This window comes from Pseudazoarcus pumilus (assembly GCF_002872475.1).
Taxonomy (GTDB): Bacteria; Pseudomonadota; Gammaproteobacteria; order Burkholderiales; family Rhodocyclaceae; genus Pseudazoarcus; species Pseudazoarcus pumilus.
In genome coordinates this window covers 365,389-383,894 of record NZ_CP025682.1, presented here as the reverse complement: position 1 = coordinate 383,894, position 18,506 = coordinate 365,389, and the positions used below count along the sequence as shown (strand labels likewise).

12 protein-coding genes are annotated in these 18,506 nt (G+C 65.7%); 3 read left to right on the top strand and 9 right to left on the bottom strand.

The window, feature by feature from the left end; all coding sequences use genetic code 11:
* Positions 1–73: 73 nt before the first annotated feature.
* The 6 genes from ltrA to oxc all read right to left on the bottom strand — a co-directional run bounded on the left by ltrA (position 74) and on the right by oxc (position 10,498).
* On the bottom strand, positions 74–1,444 hold the full coding sequence (gene ltrA, locus C0099_RS01815; protein WP_102245857.1) for a group II intron reverse transcriptase/maturase: 1,371 nt from the start codon (positions 1,442–1,444) through the stop codon (positions 74–76).
* A 465-nt stretch (positions 1,445–1,909) separates the two neighbouring features.
* Complete coding sequence (gene fdhF / locus C0099_RS01805; RefSeq protein ID WP_102245856.1) at positions 1,910–4,735, bottom strand: formate dehydrogenase subunit alpha; 2,826 nt, start codon at positions 4,733–4,735, stop codon at positions 1,910–1,912.
* A gap of 37 nt (positions 4,736–4,772) precedes the next feature.
* On the bottom strand, positions 4,773–6,473 hold the full coding sequence (locus C0099_RS01800) for an NAD(P)H-dependent oxidoreductase subunit E (RefSeq protein ID WP_102245855.1): 1,701 nt from the start codon (positions 6,471–6,473) through the stop codon (positions 4,773–4,775).
* A gap of 172 nt (positions 6,474–6,645) precedes the next feature.
* A complete protein-coding gene (locus C0099_RS01795) occupies positions 6,646–7,089 on the bottom strand; it encodes a PAS domain-containing protein (protein WP_102245854.1) in 444 nt (147 codons plus the stop codon).
* A gap of 119 nt (positions 7,090–7,208) precedes the next feature.
* Positions 7,209–8,465: a formyl-CoA transferase gene (gene frc / locus C0099_RS01790; RefSeq protein WP_102245853.1), complete on the bottom strand. Its 1,257-nt coding sequence runs from the start codon at positions 8,463–8,465 to the stop codon at positions 7,209–7,211.
* 275 nt (positions 8,466–8,740) lie between these two features.
* The gene (gene oxc / locus C0099_RS01785; protein ID WP_102245852.1) at positions 8,741–10,498 is read right to left on the bottom strand and encodes an oxalyl-CoA decarboxylase; all 1,758 of its coding nucleotides are present in this window, start codon (positions 10,496–10,498) and stop codon (positions 8,741–8,743) included.
* 299 nt (positions 10,499–10,797) lie between these two features.
* Here oxc and C0099_RS01780 point away from each other — a divergent pair, with 299 nt between their 5' ends.
* Entirely contained in the window at positions 10,798–11,406 is a 609-nt protein-coding gene (locus C0099_RS01780) for a Crp/Fnr family transcriptional regulator (RefSeq protein WP_102245851.1), read from the top strand.
* Between the two features lie 68 nt (positions 11,407–11,474).
* On the opposite strand, the gene pyk is transcribed toward C0099_RS01780, so the two are convergent.
* Together pyk and glxR are read right to left on the bottom strand one after the other, a co-directional pair.
* Positions 11,475–12,893 carry a pyruvate kinase gene (pyk, locus tag C0099_RS01775; RefSeq protein WP_102245850.1) on the bottom strand — a complete coding sequence of 473 codons (1,419 nt, stop codon included), beginning with the start codon at positions 12,891–12,893 and terminating at the stop codon, positions 11,475–11,477.
* A gap of 270 nt (positions 12,894–13,163) precedes the next feature.
* On the bottom strand, positions 13,164–14,063 hold the full coding sequence (glxR, locus tag C0099_RS01770) for a 2-hydroxy-3-oxopropionate reductase (protein WP_265734826.1): 900 nt from the start codon (positions 14,061–14,063) through the stop codon (positions 13,164–13,166).
* Between the two features lie 404 nt (positions 14,064–14,467).
* Between glxR and C0099_RS01765 the strand changes: the two genes are divergently transcribed.
* A complete protein-coding gene (locus C0099_RS01765) occupies positions 14,468–15,178 on the top strand; it encodes an outer membrane protein (RefSeq protein ID WP_123785207.1) in 711 nt (236 codons plus the stop codon).
* Positions 15,179–15,197: 19 nt separating this feature from the next.
* Positions 15,198–15,740 (top strand): nucleoside deaminase, encoded by a 543-nt coding sequence (locus C0099_RS01760; RefSeq protein WP_102245847.1) that lies wholly within the window; start codon positions 15,198–15,200, stop codon positions 15,738–15,740.
* Here the strand turns inward: C0099_RS01760 and C0099_RS01755 are convergent.
* Positions 15,734–18,412 (bottom strand): diguanylate cyclase, encoded by a 2,679-nt coding sequence (locus tag C0099_RS01755; protein ID WP_123785206.1) that lies wholly within the window; start codon positions 18,410–18,412, stop codon positions 15,734–15,736. The two genes, C0099_RS01760 and C0099_RS01755, sit on opposite strands and share 7 nt — an antisense overlap.
* Positions 18,413–18,506: the final 94 nt, after the last annotated feature.

The following is an 18,506-nucleotide window of genomic DNA, read 5'->3' as shown; positions in this document are numbered from 1 at the left end:
CAGCTTACCTGACCGTTCCCCTCCCACACCACCCGGCATGCGGGTCCGCACCGGGCGGTTCGAGCAGTTGAGGTCATGAGAGCCGGGGCACTCCGATCCGGTCGAAGTAGGCGATAGGCATTGCCCGGTTCAGCGCCATGCGGCTGTTGCGCCACCAGCACCGACTGTTCGCGGCCACCTTGCGAGCGTCCGCCTCCGAAGCGCCCAGCGCTTTCAACTCCCGATACATCGTCGTACTCCGGCGCCAGTGCTTGAGCTGCACGGCACGCAGCCGGTGTCGAATCCACTCGTCGAGTCCGCGGAGCACTTGCGGCGTCTGCGCGAGCTGGAAGTAGGCCTTCCAGCCCGGCATGTAAGTCCGGAGTTGTTCGGCGATCTCCGGCAGGCTACGCCCACCCGAGCGACGCGTCATTTGTCGGATGCGTTGCTTGAAGGTCTCTTTGGCCTTGTCCGCCACCTTGCATTTGACCTGACCGCCTCGGCCATACCAGAAGGCATAACCGAGAAACTTCCGGCCAGATGCGGGCGCGACGGCCGTCTTGGCCTCATTGACCTTCAGATGGAGTCGGTCGTAGAGCTTGCGCAGCCCGTCCAACACGCGTTCGCCCGCACGACGGCTGCGTACATATACGTTGCAGTCGTCGGCGTAACGCACGAAGCGGTGACCGCGCTGTTCCAACTCCCGATCCACCTCGTCGAGCAGCACGTTGGCCAGCAGCGGCGACAATGGCCCGCCTTGCGGCGTGCCCTCGTAGCGTTCCATGACCACTCCACCCTCCATGATCCCGGCCACGAGGTAGCGACGAATCAGCCGTAGCACGGCTTTGTCGTTGATGCGCCTCGATAACCGTTCCATCAGGATGTCGTGATTGACCCGGTCGAAGAATTTCTCCAGATCCACATCGACCACCACCCGGTAGCCGTCCTGCACGTAGCGCTGTGCATCGAGCACCGCGTCATGCGCACGGCGTCCCGGTCGAAAGCCATAGCTATGTTCGGAGAACGTCGGATCAATCTTGCGCTGCAAGACTTGCAGCAGGGCTTGCTGGATCAGCCGATCCGTCACCGTCGGCATCCCCAATTCACGCACGCCCCCGTCGGGTTTCGGAATCTGGACACGGCGCACCGGCGCGGGCCGGTAGCTGCCGTCCAGTAACGTTTCCCGAATCCGGGGCCAGTGCGCTCTCAGGTAGTCCGCCGTCTCGGCAATCGACCGACCATCCACCCCTGCACTGCCGCGATTGGATTTGACGCGCTTCCACGCCGCCTCCATGTTCGCGCTCGCGAGCACCTGCGCAAGCAGGCCCTCTCGCCCCGGGCTTCCAGTTGCATGCCGCGCCGTCCGTGCTTCATCACGCATCGCCTCAAGCGCGGCTTCACCCCGCCCTCCCGCGTTGCGCCCCGCATGACCGGGCTTCTGATGCACTGCACGTTCGAGCGACATGGCCTTCGGCCCTCCTACTCGTTCGGCCCTTCGCCCCAGCACGGCAGCTACTACGGCCTCTGCTGACTTCTCGCTCCGGCTCGGCGCCGTCGCCCTTTCAGACACAAAGCGAGATCTCCCCAGGTAAGAACGCACTCCTTCGCTGCACAACCGCCGGATCTACGCCGCTTCGCCTTGATCACGAGAGCTTCGCGGTTTCATGCCCGCTCGCCCTGCTCGGCAGCGCCTTCTATCCGATTCTTGTTCATCGGCTCGCAGCTTATGCTCCACGCTTCCTCCCCACACTCGGTCACCCTCATGCAGTTGCGCTTCACTTCGTTCGCTGTGATCAACTTACGGCGGGACTCGCACCCGCAGGAGTGCGCCCATGCTGGGCGCACACGAAAAAAAGCCCGGACCGTGGTCCGGGCTTTTTCTTGCCCGACGGGCCGGGTTGCCCCGGCCCCGTCGATCGGCACAGCGCGATCAGTTGAGCGCGGTCTCGAGCAGCTTGCCGCCACCGTAGCTCGACTGCACCGGCTCCGTGCCACCCGGGGTGACGCGCACCGCGCAGTACTTGAACTCGGGGATCTTGGCCGCCGGGTCGAGTGCGGCATTGGTCAGCGTGTTGATCGCCGCCTCGTAGTAGGCGAAGGCGACGAACACGGCGCCGCGCGGCGTGCCCTCGTCGGCACGCGCCCACATCGCGACCTTGCCGCGACGCGACTCGATCGTGACCAGGTCGCCCGGCGCGATGCCCATTTCCGCCATGTCCAGCGGGTGGATCTGCGCGGTGGGATCCGGTTCGAGGGCATCGAGCATGGATGCGCGACGCGTCATCGAACCCGTGTGCCAGTGCTCCAGCTGACGGCCGGTGATCAGCACCATCGGGTACTCGCCGTCAGGCTGCTCGGCGGCCGGGATGATGTCCGCCGGCACGAAGCGCGCACGCCCGGTCTTGGTCGGGAAGTCGTCGACGAAGACCACCGGATCGCCCGGATCGCCTTCCTTCTCGCACGGATACACGACGGCGTGTTCGCGCTCGAGGCGGTCCCAGGTGATGCCGGCGATGCTCGGCATGGTCTTGCGCATCTCGTCGAACACCTCGGAGACATGCTTGTAATCCCAGCCGCAGCCGAGCTTGTTGGCGATGTCCTGGATGATCCACAAATCCTGACGCGCTTCACCCGGGGTGTCGATGGCGGCACGGCCCATCTGCACCAGACGGTCGGTATTGGTGAAGGTGCCGTCCTTCTCGGGGAAGGCCGAGGCCGGCAGGATCACGTCGGCCAGATACGCGGTCTCGGTCAGGAAGATGTCCTGCACCACCAGCAGATCCAGCGACGCCAGGCTGTGGCGCGCATGGTTGGCGTCCGGGTCCGACATCGCCGGATTCTCGCCCTCCACGTACATGCCGCGGATCTCGCCACGGTCGATGGCGTGCATGATCTCGACCACGGTCAGTCCCGGATTCGGATCCAGCGAGTCTTCCGGCACGTTCCACGCCTTGGCGAACTTGGAGCGGATCTCGGCGTCGGCCACGCTCTGGTAGTCCGGATAGACCATCGGGATCAGGCCGGCGTCGGACGCACCCTGCACGTTGTTCTGGCCGCGCAGCGGGTGCAGGCCGGAACCGGGCTTGCCGATCTGGCCGGTCATCAGCGACAGCGCGATCAGGCAGCGGGCGTTGTCGGTGCCATGCACGTGCTGCGAAATGCCCATGCCCCACAGGATCATCGAAGCCTTGGAGGTGGCGTACAGACGCGCGACGTAGCGGATGGTTTCGGCATCGATGCCGCAGATCGGCGCCATCTTCTCCGGCGTGTACTCGGCGACGTTCTTCTCGATCTCCTCGTAGCCGCTGGTGCGGCTGGCGATGAAGTCCTTGTCGACCAGGCCCTCGGTGACGATGACGTTCATCATCGCGTTGAGCAGCGGCACGTCCATGTCCGGCTTGAACTGCAGCACGCGATGCGCATAGCGCGCGATGTCGGTGCGGCGCGGGTCCATCACGATCAGCTTGGTACCGGCCTTGGTGGCGTTCTTGATCCAGCTCGCGGCGACCGGGTGGTTCACGATCGGGTTGGCGCCGATCAGGATCACGACCTCGGCCTTGGCCACGTCCATCACCGGGTTGGACACCGCGCCCGAACCAATGCCCTCGAGCAGGGCCACAACCGACGAGGCGTGACACAGGCGCGTGCAGTGGTCGACGTTGTTGCAGCCGAAACCGGTACGCACCAGCTTCTGGAACAGGTAGGCCTCTTCGTTCGAGCCCTTGGCCGAACCGAAACCGGCGAGCGCCTTCTTGCCGTGCTCGTCGCGGATCTTGCGCAGACCGCCGCCGGCCATCTCCAGCGCCTCTTCCCAGCTCGCCTCGCGGAAGATCTCCATGACGTTGTCCGGATCCATCAGGAAGTCCCCGCTCTTGGGGGCGTCCTCGCGACGGATCAGCGGCTTGGTCAGGCGCTGCGGGTGGTGGACGTAGTCGAAGCCGTAGCGACCCTTGACGCACAGGCGCTTCTCGTTGGCCGGGCCGTCGCGACCCTCGACGTACATGATCTTGTTGTCCTTGACGTTGTACGTGAGCTGGCAGCCCACGCCGCAGAACGGGCACACCGACTCGACCTGCTTGTCGGGCACGCTCAGCGCAACGTCGCGCGCCGGCATCAGCGCGCCGGTCGGGCAGGCCTGTACACACTCGCCACAGGCCACGCAGGTGGACGCGCCCATGGGGTCGTCCATGTCGAACACGATCTTGGCGTGATTGCCACGGAAGGCCAGGCCGATGACGTCGTTGACCTGCTCGTCGCGGCAGGCGCGCAGGCAGCGCGTGCACTGGATGCAGGCGTCCAGGTTCACAGCGATGGCCGGGTGCGACAGGTCCTGTACAGGCTGGCTGCGCGGCGCAAAGCGCGGCTTGCCCACTTCGAGCTTGCCCGCCCAGTAGTCGACCTCGTTGTGTCGCGTGTACTCGGTCTCGGGCATGTCCGACTGCAGCAGCTCGAGCACCAGCTTCTGCGACTTGACGGCACGCTCGCTGTCGGTCACGACCTTCATGTTGTTCGACGGGTGACGGCAGCACGAGGGCGCGAGCACACGCTCGCCCTCGATTTCCACCATGCAGGAGCGGCAGTTGCCGACCGCTTCGAGCCCGTCCATGTAGCACAGGTGCGGGACGGGGATGCCCTCGCGCTTGGCGATGTCGAGAATGGTCTCGTCCTCGCGGCCGCTGACTTCACGGCCGTTGAGCGTGAAGGTGACCATCGGCGCTTCCGACTGGGCCACTTCGTTCTTGGTAATCGCGTTCATACTCTGTTCCTCAGCGTCTGTTCGGGAGCGTGGCGCTTCAGGCCAGTTCCTGCGGGAAATACTTGATCACGCAATCGACCGGGTTCGGCGCGGCCTGACCCAGACCGCAGATCGACGCGTCACGCATCACCTGCGACAGGTCGGCGAGCGCGTCGACGTCCCACTTGGTGTCCTTCTGGATCAGCTGCACGGCCTTCGCGGTGCCCACACGACACGGCGTGCACTGGCCGCAGGACTCGTCCTCGAAGAAGCGCATCATGTTGCGCGCGGCATCGACTGCGGTGTCCTTGTCGGAGAGCACGATGACCGCGGCCGAACCGATGAAGCAGTCGTATTCCTGCAGCGTATCGAAGTCCAGCGGCACGTCGGCCAGCGATTCGGGCAGGATGCCGCCGGACGCGCCGCCCGGCAGGTAGCCGTAGAGCTTGTGGCCGTCGAGCATGCCGCCGCAGTAGTTCTCCACCAGTTCGCGCAGCGTGGTGCCGGCCGGCGCAAGATGCACGCCGGGGTTCTTCACGCGACCGGAGACCGAGTACGAGCGCAGGCCCTTGCGGCCATGCGCGCCGTGCGAGGCGAACCAGTCGGCACCCTTGACGACGATGTCGCGCACCCAGTGCAGGGTTTCCATGTTGTGCTCGAGCGTCGGACGCCCGAACAGGCCGACCTGGGCGACGTACGGCGGGCGCAGGCGCGGCATGCCGCGCTTGCCTTCGATCGACTCGATCATCGCCGACTCTTCGCCGCAGATGTAGGCACCCGCGCCGCGACGCAGGTGGATCTTGGGCATGTTCGATACCGGCGGCTCGGCTTCGAGCTTCTCGATCTCGGCCGTGAGCAGGGCGCGGCAGCCATGGTACTCGTCGCGCAGGTAAATGTAGATTTCCTCGATGCCGACCGCCCAGGCCGCGATCAGCGCGCCCTCGAGGAAACGGTGCGGATCACGCTCGAGGTAGTAGCGGTCCTTGAAGGTGCCGGGCTCGCCCTCGTCGATGTTGATCGCCATCAGGCGCGGGCCGTCGAAGCCCTTGACGATGCGCCACTTGCGCCCGGCCGGGAAGCCCGCGCCACCGAGACCGCGCAGGCCCGAGTCTTCCATGATCTTGAGCACGGACTCGACATCGCGCAGACCGCCGTAGCACTCCTGCACCAGCTTGTAGCCGTCGCGCTCCTTGTAGGCCTCGAAGTCGATGTACTGCTCCGGGTGATGCCAGATTTCCTTTTCCTCGACCAGCGCGGCGACCTTGTCGACGGTGGCGTTGGGCACCGGATTCTGGTGCACGACGGCCACCGGCGCCTGCTCGCAGCGCCCCACACAGGGCGCGTGGATGACGCGCACGTCCTTGCCGAGGATGGCCGGCAGCTTGTCGAGCAGATCCTGCGCACCGGCCATCTCGCACGACAGCCCGTCGCACACGCGGATGGTCAGCGACGCCGGATGCGCCTCGCCCTCGCGCACCACATCGAAGTGGTGGTAGAAGGTCGCGACCTCGTAGACCTCAGTCTGCGAGAGCTTCATCTCCTGCGCCAGTGCCGCCATGTGGGCGGACGACAGGTAACCGAAGTGATCCTGGATCTTGTGCAGGTGCTCGATCAGCAGATCACGCTGACGCGACTCGTGACCGAGCAGCGCCTGGACTTCGGTCAGGGCCTTGGGGTCGACGCGGCGTCCCTTGGGCGCCATGCGCCGACGCTGCTTGGTGGGCCCTTGCACCGTAATCGGGATGACTTTCTGGTTCATGTTCTGTTCCTAATCAGCTAACGCAACACAGGATTCGACGTTGTGCAATAAGTCTTACCGTGCATAGGCTCGGGCGAACCGATCACGGACGAGCTAAACGATCAAATTGTGACACATCGATTCGCGCGGGAAAATTGACGCGAGTCAACGACTTCGAAAATGGCCGCGGGCCTCACGAAGCGGCGGCATCCGCTGCGCTGCGCTCGAGGTCGGCAAGACGTGCCCGCAACGCACGCTCTTCGCGGAATCGTTCGCTTTCGTCGCGTATGATGGCCACGATCGCTTGCGGACGACCTTCACGGTCGGACAACAGTGACACCGTGAACGCAATCGACAGGGTTTCGCCGCTCGCGTTCAGCGCCGGCACACGCAACACGTCCGTACCGTAGCGCGTCTGTCCCGTGGCCATCGTCTTGTGGTAACCCTCCCAGTGCCGCGCCCTGAGGCGCTCCGGGATGATGATGTCGAGCGACGCGCCGATCGCATCGTCTTGGGCAAAGCCGAAGATGCGCGTGGCAGCGGCGTTCCAGTACGTGATCACACCATCGACGTCGCTGACCACGATGGCATCGCCGGCGGTGTCCGCCAGCTGCCGAAAATCCAGGTCAAGACTCATTCGCACCTCCCTCGGCCGCGAAGTTTTTCACTATAACATCGGCGGCCCGCGATCGCCTGCATCGCCCCAAGCAAAAAAACGGCACCCGAAGGTGCCGTTTTTCATCGAGAAATGCTCGCTCAGGCGGCGGTAACCTTCTTCTCGCGCATTTGCTTGATCTGCTCCGGCGTGTAGCCCAGCTCGCTCAGGATCTCGTCGGTGTGCTCGCCCAGCAGCGGCGAACCGGTGATCTCCACCTTCAGGTCCGAGAACTTGATCGGGCTGCCGACGGTGAGGTACTTGCCCAGCTTCTTGTGCTCGACTTCGACGATGGTGCCGCTGGCACGCAGGTCCGGATCCTCGGAGATTTCCTTCATGGACAGCACCGGGGCGCACGGGATGTCGAACTTGCGCAGGTAGTCGACGGCCTCGTACTTGGTCTTGTCCTTGAGCCAGTCCTCGATGGTCGCGAACACGTCAAAGATCTTGTCCTGACGGCCGCGCGGCGTGTTGTAGGCCGGATCATCAATCCACTCTTCCCTGCCCAGCGCCTTGCAGATCGGCGCCCAGGCGTGGTCCTGAATGGTGAAGTAGATGTAGGCGTTGGGGTCGGTTTCCCAGCCCTTGCACTTGAGCACCCAGCCCGGCTGGCCACCGCCACCGGCGTTGCCGCCACGCGGCACGGTGTCGGAGAACTCGCCGTGCGGATACTGCGGATACTCCTCGAGGAAGCCCAGTGCGTCCAGACGCTGCTGGTCGCGCAGCTTCACGCGGGTCAGGTTCAGCACGGCATCGGTCATCGAGCACGCGACCTTCTGGCCCTTGCCGGTCTTGTCACGCGCCATCAGGGCGGTAAGGATGCCGATGGCCAGGTGCATGCCGGTGTTCGAGTCACCCAGCGCGGCGCCCGACACGGTCGGCGGGCCGTCCCAGAAACCCGAGGTCGAAGCGGCACCGCCGGCGCACTGCGCGACGTTCTCGTAGACCTTCAGGTCCGAGTAACGGTGACCTTCGCTGAAGCCCTTGACCGAAGCCAGGATCATCTTCGGGTTCAGTTCCTGGATGCGCTCCCAGGAGAAGCCCATGCGATCGAGCGCTCCCGGACCGAAGTTCTCGACCATGACGTCCGATTCCTTGATCAGCTTCTCGAGAATCTCCTTGCCCTCGGGGGTCTTGGTGTTGAGTTCGAGGGAGCGCTTGTTGCTGTTCAGCATCGTGAAGTACAGGGCGTCGGCGTCTTCGACGTGGCGCAGCTGGTTGCGGGTCACGTCACCGGAACCCGGGCGCTCGACCTTGATCACGTCGGCACCGAACCAGGCGAGCAGCTGCGTGCACGCGGGACCGGCCTGAACGTGGGTAAAGTCGATGATCTTAATTCCTTCAAGCGGCTTGCTCATGTCAGAAATCTTCCTTTTTTTACGGGTTACGTTTAGCCCCCGTGAGGCACAGGGACTGCGCCTCGACAGGGCGTCAAGCTTTTTCGTTCGGGAGTCAATGGAGTGGCTCCGCGATGCGGGAGAGCCCATTTCAACCTTACATACTACTGGCAGGCGGCACCCCAAGTCAAGCCGGGCGCTCCGGATGCCAAGAACCGGGCGGACGGGTTGCCCCGCCCGCCCGGTCTCCGTGACGATCAATGCCTCATCGTCCGGCTCGTATCGAGCGAAAAAGCTTACTTCTTGACGGCCGACTGCGGATTGAGGCTGGTCAGACGACCACTCTCGGTACCCGCCGTCTCGTCGATGATGGCGTTGATCACGGTCGGACGACCGGAGGCCAGCGCCTTCTCAAGAGCATCCTTGAGCTCGGCCGTGGTGGTGGCGTAGTAGCCGTCACCACCGAAGGCCTCCATCAGCTTCTCGTAACGGGCGTTCTTGACGAAGGCCGTGACCGGAACGTCATTCGCGTTGTTCGGGTTGAGGTTGGGGTCGCAACCACGATACACGCCGCTGTTGTTCATGATGATGGACACGATCGGCAGGTTGTAGCGGGCGATGGTCTCGAGCTCCATGCCGCTGAAGCCGAAGGCCGAATCGCCCTCGATCGCAACGACCGGGCCATTGGACTCGACTGCTGCACCGATGGCGTAGCCCATGCCCACACCCATGACACCCCAGGTACCGGTATCGAGGCGGCGGCGCGGCTTCTCCATGTCGATGATGGCGCGGGCGTAGTCGAGCGCGTTCGCACCTTCGTTGACCAGGTGGATGTCGCGACCCTTGATCACGCTGCCGATAGTACCCAGCGCGTTGTGGAAGTTCATCGGCGTGGTGTCCTTGGACAGCATCGCGGCCATCTTGGCGACGTTCTGCTCACGCTTGGACATCAGCGTACCGACCCACTCCTTGGAGACCTTCGGGAAGTCCTTGCCGATGGCGGCGTTGAGGGCTTCGACCGAGCTCACGATGTCGCCGACGATGGGCGCGTCGATGGGCACGTTGCTGTCCATCTCCATTGCCGAGATGTCGATCTGGATGAACTTCTTGGCCGGGAATTCGCGATCCGGCGAGCCACCCCAGGTCTTGCCCTTGCCGTGGGCCAGCAGCCAGTTCAGGCGCGCACCGATGAGCAGCACGGCGTCGGCTTCCTTGAGCGCCAGCGAACGCGCGGCCATGGCCGACTGCGGGTGGCTGTCGGGCAGGATGCCCTTGGCCATCGACATGGCCAGGTACGGGATGCCGGTCTTCTCGACCAGTTCCTTGATCTGCTTCTCGGCCTGCGCGTAGGCGGCACCCTTGCCGAGCATGATGATCGGCTTCTTGGCGGACTTGAGCACGTCGACGGCGCGCTGGATCGACTCCGGCGAGGGAATGTGGGCCGGAGCAGGATCGACGACCTTGACGATGGACTCGGCACCGCGCACGGCGTCGATGGTCTGGCCGAGCAGCTGGGCCGGCACGTCGAGGTACACACCGCCCGGACGACCGGAAACGGCAGCGCGGATGGAGCGGGCGACGGCGATGCCGATGTCCTCGGCGTGGTTGATGCGGTAGGCGGCCTTGACGTACGGCTTGGCGGCGTTGAGCTGGTCGAGCTCTTCGTAGTCGCCCTGCTGCAGGTCGACGATCTCGCGCTCGGACGAGCCGGAGATCATGATCATCGGGAAGCAGTTGACGGTGGCGTTGGCCAGCGCGACCAGGCCGTTGAGGAAGCCGGGCGCGGACACGGTCAGCGCGACACCGGGCTTCTGCGTCATGTAGCCGGCGATGGCGGCGGCGTTGACGGCGTTGGCTTCATGACGGAAGCCGATGAACTTCATGCCACGGGCCTGCGCCAGACGCGCAAGGTCGGTCACCGGAATGCCGACCAGACCGTAGATGGTGTTCAGGTCGTTGGCCTTGAGCGCATCGATCAGCAGGTTGAAGCCGTCGGTCATTTCCTGGGATTGCATGTGAAAACCCTCGGATTGAGTGTCGGTAGTCGTGTTCATGGTGAATGCTCTCGCGTTGGTATGTCGATAAAGGTTGAGCAGCGTGGCTGGCTGGGCGGGCGCTTGTTGCATGCCGTTCGGGGCTGCGCAAGTCTGCCCGCGGGTCGCCTGCACGTCTTCACGTGTCGGCGGGAGGCGCCGGACGCCAGCGTTCTCCGACGAATGTTGTCAGGGAGATACCCGTACCTATGAAGCGAGCGCATCATAGCCACCGCCCCCTGCCACGATCATTGACCCCGGTCAACTTTAACGGGAGAATACGCCCTTAGTCGTATGGGCGACGGAACACCGGCCACTTTATGTCTCCAGTCGAGAAGCATCCGGATAAGAACATCATCCGCGTCCAGCTCAGGCAGAACCAGATCCTGAAGGAACTCGGCGAGGCCGAGATGGCCGCGCTGGAACCACATCTGGCCGTGATGGATTGCCAGAAGGGCGACTTCCTGCTGCACCAGGGCGTGCACGAGATGGAACAGTATTTCGTGCTTGACGGCGTGCTCAAGCGCGTCGTCACGAACCAGCAGGGAAAGCGAATGATCCTCCGCTTCACGGAGGAGCGCAACATGGAGACCAGCTACGCCGCCTGGCAGCTGGGCACACCCACCCCGTACAGCATCGTATGCGTCACCAAGGCGCGCGTTGCCAAACTGCCGATGCAGCAGTGGGCCGCCTTCATCGACGAGATGCCTGCACTCAAGCAGAACTTCGAGCATGAAGTAATGCGCCTGATGAGCGAGATCATGGCCCACACCATCACGCTGCACCTGCTCGACGCACCGGGACGCGTGCACCGCTTCCTGCGCAAGCAGCCCGACCTGTTCGACCGCATCCCGAAGAAGGAACTGGCCTCCTACCTGAACATTTCGTCCGAGACGCTCAGCCGCCTCAAGCATCAGGGAAAGATCTGATCCTCGCGGCAAGCGACCGAATAAAAGAAGGGGCCTTGCGGCCCCTTCGTCGTTGACCTCGCGGGCGCTCAGCCCTCGACGGTGGCGATGCGCAGCAAATTGGTGCTGCCCGGCATGCCGAAGGGCATGCCCGCGGTGATCGCGATCATGTCACCCGGCTGGGCGAAGCCCTCTTCGTGGGCGACCTTGCACGCGACGGTGACCATGTCGGTGACCGAATGCACGTCCTCGACCACCTTGGCATGCACGCCCCACACGAAGGCCATGCGACGCGCCGTGTCGATCCGCGGCGTAATGCTCACGATGGGAGCGGTCGGACGCTCTCGTGCGGCACGCATCGAGGTCGTACCCGAGGAGGTGTAGGTCACGGTGGCGGTCGCCCCGACGATCTTGGTCACGCCGCGCAGCGCGGCGCAGATCGCGTCGGCCGGCGAGGCCAGCGGTTCCGGATGCTGCGCGTCGATGAGCGTGCGATAGGCCGGGTCGCCTTCGACCTCACGGATGATGCGGTCCATCATCGCCACCGCCTGCACCGGGAATGCGCCGCTGGCCGATTCGGCTGACAGCATCACCGCGTCGGAGCCGTCGTACACCGCACCGGCCACGTCCGAAGCCTCGGCGCGGGTCGGCGTCGGCGCCGAAATCATCGACTCGAGCATCTGCGTGGCAACGATGCTCGGCTTGCCGTGCTCGCGGCAGGCACGCAGGATGCGCTTGGATGCGCTTGGCACGCGCTCGGGCGGCAGTTCCACGCCGAGGTCGCCACGCGCGACCATCACCGAGTCGGACAGACGCACGATCTCGTCCAGATGGTCGAGCGCCTGCGGCTTCTCGAGCTTGGTCATCAGCAAGGCACGATCGCCGATGATGTCGCGCGCCTCGTGCAGATCCTCGGGGCGCTGCACGAAGGACAGCGCGACGAATTCCACGCCCAGCGACAGCGCGAAGTCCAGGTCACGGCGGTCCTTCTCGGTGAGTACCGGGATGGGCAGCACCGCGTCCGGCACGTTGACGCCCTTGCGGTCGGACAGCGGACCGCCGGTGACCACGCGCGTGCGGATCTGCGTGCCATTGCTGTCGAGCACCTGCAGGCGCAGCTTGCCGTCGTCGAGCAGCAGCGACTGGCCGGCCTCGACCACTTCGAACAGTTCCGGGTGCGGCAGGCACACGCGGGTCTCGTCGCCCGGCGCGGTGTCGCGCTCGAGCGTGAACTCGGCGCCGGCCTGCAACACGATGCGCCCCGCAGCGAAGGTACCGATACGCAGCTTCGGCCCCTGCAGGTCGGCGAGGATGCCGATCGGACGACCGACCTTGCGCTCGATCTCGCGCACGATGTCGTAGCGCGCCTTGTGGTCCTCGTGCGTGCCGTGGCTGAAGTTGAAGCGGAACACGTCCGCCCCGGCTTCGAACAGCGCGAGAATGGTTTCGGGGCTCGAGCTTGCGGGGCCGAGCGTGGCGATGATGCGGGCATTACGTTCGCGTCGCATTTTATTGTCCTGAATGAAACGATGACTACTCAAAATCCGGTGGCTACTCGTACAGGCTACGCGGCGATCGTTACGCCCTGATGTACGCTTACGGCTGCGCTCGGCATCCGTAACGCGCCGGATTGGCCCGACCGGCACCCTGCGGCCCGGTCTTCCACTTCCATAAAATCCGATGCCGGTCGCACGCTGGCGACCGGCATCCGGAATCCCGCCGCACGCGGCGGCACCCCGTTGTTTCGCAATCCGCCCGCGCGGAGCGGATCGCGAAGATCAGCCTTCGGCGATCTGATGGTTGGCCATCATCTCGACCGCACGGCACAGCGCCGAGTGATCCAGGCCCGACATGCCGTTGGCGGCGCAGGCGTTCATCAGCTCCTGGGCCATCGCGGTATTCGGCAGCGACACGCCCAGCGACTTGGCACCCTGCAGGGCAAGGTTCAGGTCCTTCTGGTGCAGCTCGATGCGGAAACCCGGGTTGAAGGTGCGCTTGACCATGCGCTCGCCATGCACTTCGAGGATCTTCGACGAAGCGAAGCCACCCATCAGCGCCTGACGCACCTTCGCGGGGTCGGCACCGGCCTTGGAGGCGAACAGCAGCGCCTCGGACACCGCCTGGATGTTGAGCGCGACGATGATCTGGTTGGCCACCTTGGTGGTCTGACCGTCGCCGTTGCCGCCGACCAGGGTGATGTTCTTGCCCATCAGGTCGAACAGCGGCTTGACCTTCTCGAAGGTCGCCTCGGAACCGCCGACCATGATCGTCAGCGAGGCGGCCTTGGCACCCACCTCACCGCCGGAGACCGGCGCATCGACGTATTCGCAGCCCAGCTCGTTGATGCGCTTGGCGAACTGCTTGGTCGCGATCGGCGAGATCGAGCTCATGTCGACCACGATCTTGCCCTTGGACAGGCCGGCCGCGACGCCATTTTCGCCGAACAGCACGGCCTCGACGTGCGGGGTGTCCGGCACCATCGTGATGATGACGTCGGCGTTCTTGGCCACTTCCGCGCCGCTGGCGCAGGCCTTGGCACCGCCGCTGACGAGGTCTGCGGGCGGCTCCTTGACGTCGTGCACGAACAGCTCGTGACCGCCCGCCTGCAGGTGACCCGCCATCGGCGCGCCCATGATGCCCAGACCAATGAATCCAATTTTCGCCATGTCTATCTCCATATACGGTTCAAAACCAAGAAACGGGCAGCGGAATCGTTCCGCCGACCCGACGGCAGCGCGCGATGTCTCGCGCCCCGGTTGCGACATCGCATCCGCAAGACCTGCGGACGACGGCATCGACCTGGGGCGTAACGCGGACCGCCTGCCGAGCGGATGCGAACCGGAACCGTGTCGTCGGTCGCACCCGTCGCGCGTACTGACTCCGACCCTCGGCCGGAACATGCGCGAAGAAATCGCTCCGCGCAGATGTTAAAGGCAAAGACCCCGTTTGATAAGGACTCTCGTGATCGCTTGATTCGATAGCACAGGTATCGACCGATGTCCGCTCGCGTCCCGCACTGGGCAGCGCAGCGCCCACGACTGCCCTGCGCACGGGCGCGGATGCGGTGCGCGATGGACACCGCGTGGCGCTCGCCCCTATCATCGGCGAGGCACCGCATCACGGGGAAACCGACATGATCCGCATCCGCGCATGCCTCCTGGCGCTGGCCGCGACGTTCCCGCTCGCCGGCCAGGCCTTGGCAGACGGCTTCTACTGGGGTCTCGAGGGGGCGCACGAGCGTATCACATTCGAACCCCATTACTTCACGCTCGAAGGCCCGCCCGACAACAGCTACACCGATCGCGCGCGCGGCCAGGCCGGCAGCCTCGTACTCGGTCATCGCTGGCAGGCCGCGGATCGCCTCTCGATCGCCGTCGAAGGGCGCGCGGGCGCGAGCAACACCGAATTCGCGCTGTCCATCCCCGAGGAGCCCGCCCGCTTCCGCTACGACATTCCCTATGCCTTCGCGATCAGCGTCCAGCCGACGCTGCACGTAAACGACGCCTTCTCGCTCTACGTCGAGGGCGGCTGGTCCTACGGTCGTCTGCGCGAGAGAAAGTCCTCGCCCTCGAGCAGCACCTACGACGAGGCCGGCTGGCGCGGCGGCGCGCTGCTCGGCCTCGGCGTGAACCTGCGCCTGGGCGAGGCGTGGTCGGCGCGCCTGGGCCTGCGCGAGATCCGCTACGGCGCGCTGCGCTATACCTCGCGGCTGGCCGACGGCAGCCCGGTCGAGCGGGTGCGCGACCGCCCGGAGGTGCGCAGCTGGCACCTCGGCCTGATGCGTCGTTTCTGACCGGGGCGGGAACGAAGCAATGCGGTTCGCGCTGACCCTCCCCGAGTGGCTCGATGCGCTCGATGCGCCGCCGCAAGGCTTCGCCAGCGACGAGGACGCGATGCGATTCGCCATCGACGCGGCCGCGCGCAACATCGACGACGGCGGCGGACCGTTCGGCGCGTTGGTGCTCGACGCCCGCAACCGGCTGGTCGCCATCGGGGTCAACCGCGTAATCGCCGCGCACGCCTCCTGCCTGCACGCCGAAATGGTGGCGCTGCTGCGTGCGCAGCAGCGTTTGGGAACACACGACCTGGCCACCTGCGGGCCGCACACGCTGGTGTCCACATGTGCCCCGTGCGCCATGTGCCTGGGCGCGATTCCGTTCTCCGGCGTGCGTACCCTGGTGTGTGGCGCCGACGGTGCGGACGCCGAGGCGATCGGCTTCGACGAAGGCGCCAAGCCTCCCGATTGGGTCGCGTCTCTCGTCGAGCGCGGCATCGAAGTGCGCCGCGACTGCCTCGCCGACGAGGCGCGCGCGCTGCTGCTGCGTTACCGCGACACGGGCGGGCGCATCTACTGAGCGACCGCTGTCGCATCGGCCACGCACACCCGATTGCGTCCCGACGACTTGGCGCGGTAGAGCGCGCCGTCGGCAAGTTCGAGCGCCTGCTCGGCACGCTTGCCAAGCGCCGCCACGCCGATGCTCACGGTAATCGCGATCTCCCCAACGGAAGTGACCGCAGGTTGCGTCTCGATACGTTCGCGCAGGCGCTCGGCCAGCACCCGGCCATCCTCGGCGCCGGTGCCGGGCAGCAGCACCGCGAACTCCTCGCCGCCGAGGCGACCGGCCGCGTCGCCGCGACGCAGACTCTGGCGCACCACCTCGGCGAAGTGCTGCAACACCTCGTCGCCCACCGCGTGGCCCCAGGTGTCGTTGACGCGCTTGAAGTGATCGATGTCGAGCATCATCACGACACCGGCAGCACCGGCGCGGTGCCGCGCGTCGCGCGCCGCCTCGCTCAGGCGGGACAGGAAGCTGCGCCGGTTGGGCAGGCCCGTCAGGGTATCGGTCGCGGCCAGCTTCTCGAGCGCGACTTCGCGCTGCTTGCGTTCGCTGATGTCACGCACCAGCCACACGCGCCCCAGCCGCTCGCCTTCGCGCAAGATCGGCACCCAGTCGACCTCGAGCGCATGCCCCGCGCCAGCCGCGATCTCGATCGTGCGCCGCTGCTCGCCGCGCGCTGCGCTCTCCGGCTCGTGCAGCCAGCCGCTGCGCTCGGGCCCGAGCCGCACGACCAGCTCGGCATGGCCCAGACCGATCAGGTCGGCCCCGACCAGCGACAGGCCGAACAATTCGCACAAGGTGTCGTTGGCAATGACCACCACGTCGCGCGCGTCCTCCATCAGCACGCCGCCGGGGAAGCGCTCGAGCAGGGTCATCAGGCGCTGACGGCCGACCTCCAGTTCCGCCGCGGCCAGATGCTGTTCGGTGACGTCGTAGATGTAGCCATGCCACAGCGTCGCGCCGCTGGCCAGACGCTGCGGGTTGGAATGTCCGAGCAGCCAGCGCACACTGCCGTCGGCATCGCGCACGCGATACTCGCAACGCCAGGGCGCAAGCCGCTCGGCCGACTCGCGGATCGACGCCGTCACGCGCTCGAAGTCGTCCGGATGGATGATCTCGAACACCTTCTCGGCCGAAGCGGCGGCCTGGGCCGCATCCACGCCGTATACCGCGCGTATGCCCGGACTCGCATACGGAAAACAGGTGCTGCCATCCGGTCGCATCAGGAACTGGTAGACCACGCCGGGCACCTCCGCGACCAGCTTCTCGAGCCGCTCGCGCGACTCGGCGATGGCCGCCTCGGCGAGCTTGCGCGAGGTGATGTCCGCATGCGTGCCGGTCATGCGTATCGCGGAACCGTCGGCGGCGCGCTCGACCACGCGCCCGCGATCGAGTACCCAGATCCAGCGGCCGTCGCGATGACGCATGCGATGTTCGGACTCGTAGTGCGCCGCCCGGCCGGACAGATGCCGCGCAAGCGCCGCGTCGACGGCCGGCCAGTCGTCCGGGTGCACGAGATTCTCCCAGGTGGCGACGCTCTCTTCGAGCTCGGCGAGGCGATAGCCCAGCATTGCGGCCCAGCGCTCGTCGAAGCGCGTGTTGCCGCTGGGCACGTCCAAGTCCCAGGTGCCCAGCTCGCCGCCGGCCAGCGCGAGTTCCAAGCGCTCGCGGCTGTCGGCCAGCGCCGCGCTATTGCGCTCGCGCAGCAGGAACATCCACGCCAGCAAAACCCCGGCGAGCAGCACCACGCCGGTGGCCACCGCGTTCTCGACGCGCGACGCGGCGATGGCATCGCGCACCGTGTCGAGCTCTGCGCTGGCATCAAGCCCGACGCTGACCACCAGCGGATAGCCGTCGACACGATGAAAGGCGTAGAAGCGGTCGGTGCCGTCGACCACGCTGGCCGCGCGCGACAGCCCCTCGCGCGCATTGGGCGCGCGCATGAACGCGTGGGTCAGGCCGGCTCGATCACCGACGATCTCGTCAAAACGATGCGAGCGCGCCAGATATACCCCGTCCTCGCGTGCGAGCAGTACGGTATCGCCCGGGTCCGGGAAGATGTCGCGGAACGAACTCGACAGGTATTCGGGCGCGATCGACAGTACGACCACGCCATCGAACACGCCGTCGCGCTCGATGCGGCGGGTGAATTGCACCGACCAGCGTCCTGAGACACGGCCGAGCACCGGCTCGCTGATGAACAGGCGGTCCTCGCCCGCGTCGGCATGGAACACGAAATGCGCGCGATCGCCGATCGACACCGGATCGCCGACATCGTCGCGCAGATTGGAATGGACGACGAGCCCGCGCGCGTCGGCCACCGCCACCTGCACCAGCGCACCGAGCGGCAAGCCCGCCTCTACGAGGCGCTGGGTACGCAGGAATTCGCGCTCGCTGCCTGCTGCGCGCGTATCGGCGAGGGTCCGCACCATGTAGTCGATGTCGGTCACCAGTGTGCCCACCTGCAGCGCCAGCGCATGCGCGAGCTGGGCACTGCGTTGATGCACCCTGGCCTCGGCGTTGGCCTGTTGCTCCGCGTGACCGCGCAGCAACAGGCTCCAGTGCACACCCAGCGCCACGAAAAGCGCCAGCACGGCGATCGCGACGCGACGCAGCACCGGGCCAAGCCGGCGAGCCGCGGCCGGGCCAGCCCGGTCGAAGGCATCGGGCGGCGGTTCGATACTCATGAATTCGCGCACTCTGACATGTCAATCAGTATCCGCCGAAAACCGTGCGCGGCCAATCCGGCGAGGCCGTACCGAGAACCATCCAGGCGTGAAA

What these genes read in the sequence shown, in the direction of transcription:
- C0099_RS01780 (WP_102245851.1), top strand. Translation starts at nt 10,798, where the DNA reads ATGTCTCCAGTCGAGAAGCATCCGGATAAGAACATCATCCGCGTCCAG.
- C0099_RS01755 (WP_123785206.1), bottom strand. Translation starts at nt 18,412, where the DNA reads ATGAGTATCGAACCGCCGCCCGATGCCTTCGACCGGGCTGGCCCGGCC.
- C0099_RS01800 (WP_102245855.1), bottom strand. Translation starts at nt 6,473, where the DNA reads ATGAACCAGAAAGTCATCCCGATTACGGTGCAAGGGCCCACCAAGCAG.
- glxR (WP_265734826.1), bottom strand. Translation starts at nt 14,063, where the DNA reads ATGGAGATAGACATGGCGAAAATTGGATTCATTGGTCTGGGCATCATG.
- oxc (WP_102245852.1), bottom strand. Translation starts at nt 10,498, where the DNA reads ATGAACACGACTACCGACACTCAATCCGAGGGTTTTCACATGCAATCC.
- frc (WP_102245853.1), bottom strand. Translation starts at nt 8,465, where the DNA reads ATGAGCAAGCCGCTTGAAGGAATTAAGATCATCGACTTTACCCACGTT.
- ltrA (WP_102245857.1), bottom strand. Translation starts at nt 1,444, where the DNA reads ATGTCGCTCGAACGTGCAGTGCATCAGAAGCCCGGTCATGCGGGGCGC.
- fdhF (WP_102245856.1), bottom strand. Translation starts at nt 4,735, where the DNA reads ATGAACGCGATTACCAAGAACGAAGTGGCCCAGTCGGAAGCGCCGATG.
- C0099_RS01795 (WP_102245854.1), bottom strand. Translation starts at nt 7,089, where the DNA reads ATGAGTCTTGACCTGGATTTTCGGCAGCTGGCGGACACCGCCGGCGAT.
- pyk (WP_102245850.1), bottom strand. Translation starts at nt 12,893, where the DNA reads ATGCGACGCGAACGTAATGCCCGCATCATCGCCACGCTCGGCCCCGCA.
- C0099_RS01760 (WP_102245847.1), top strand. Translation starts at nt 15,198, where the DNA reads ATGCGGTTCGCGCTGACCCTCCCCGAGTGGCTCGATGCGCTCGATGCG.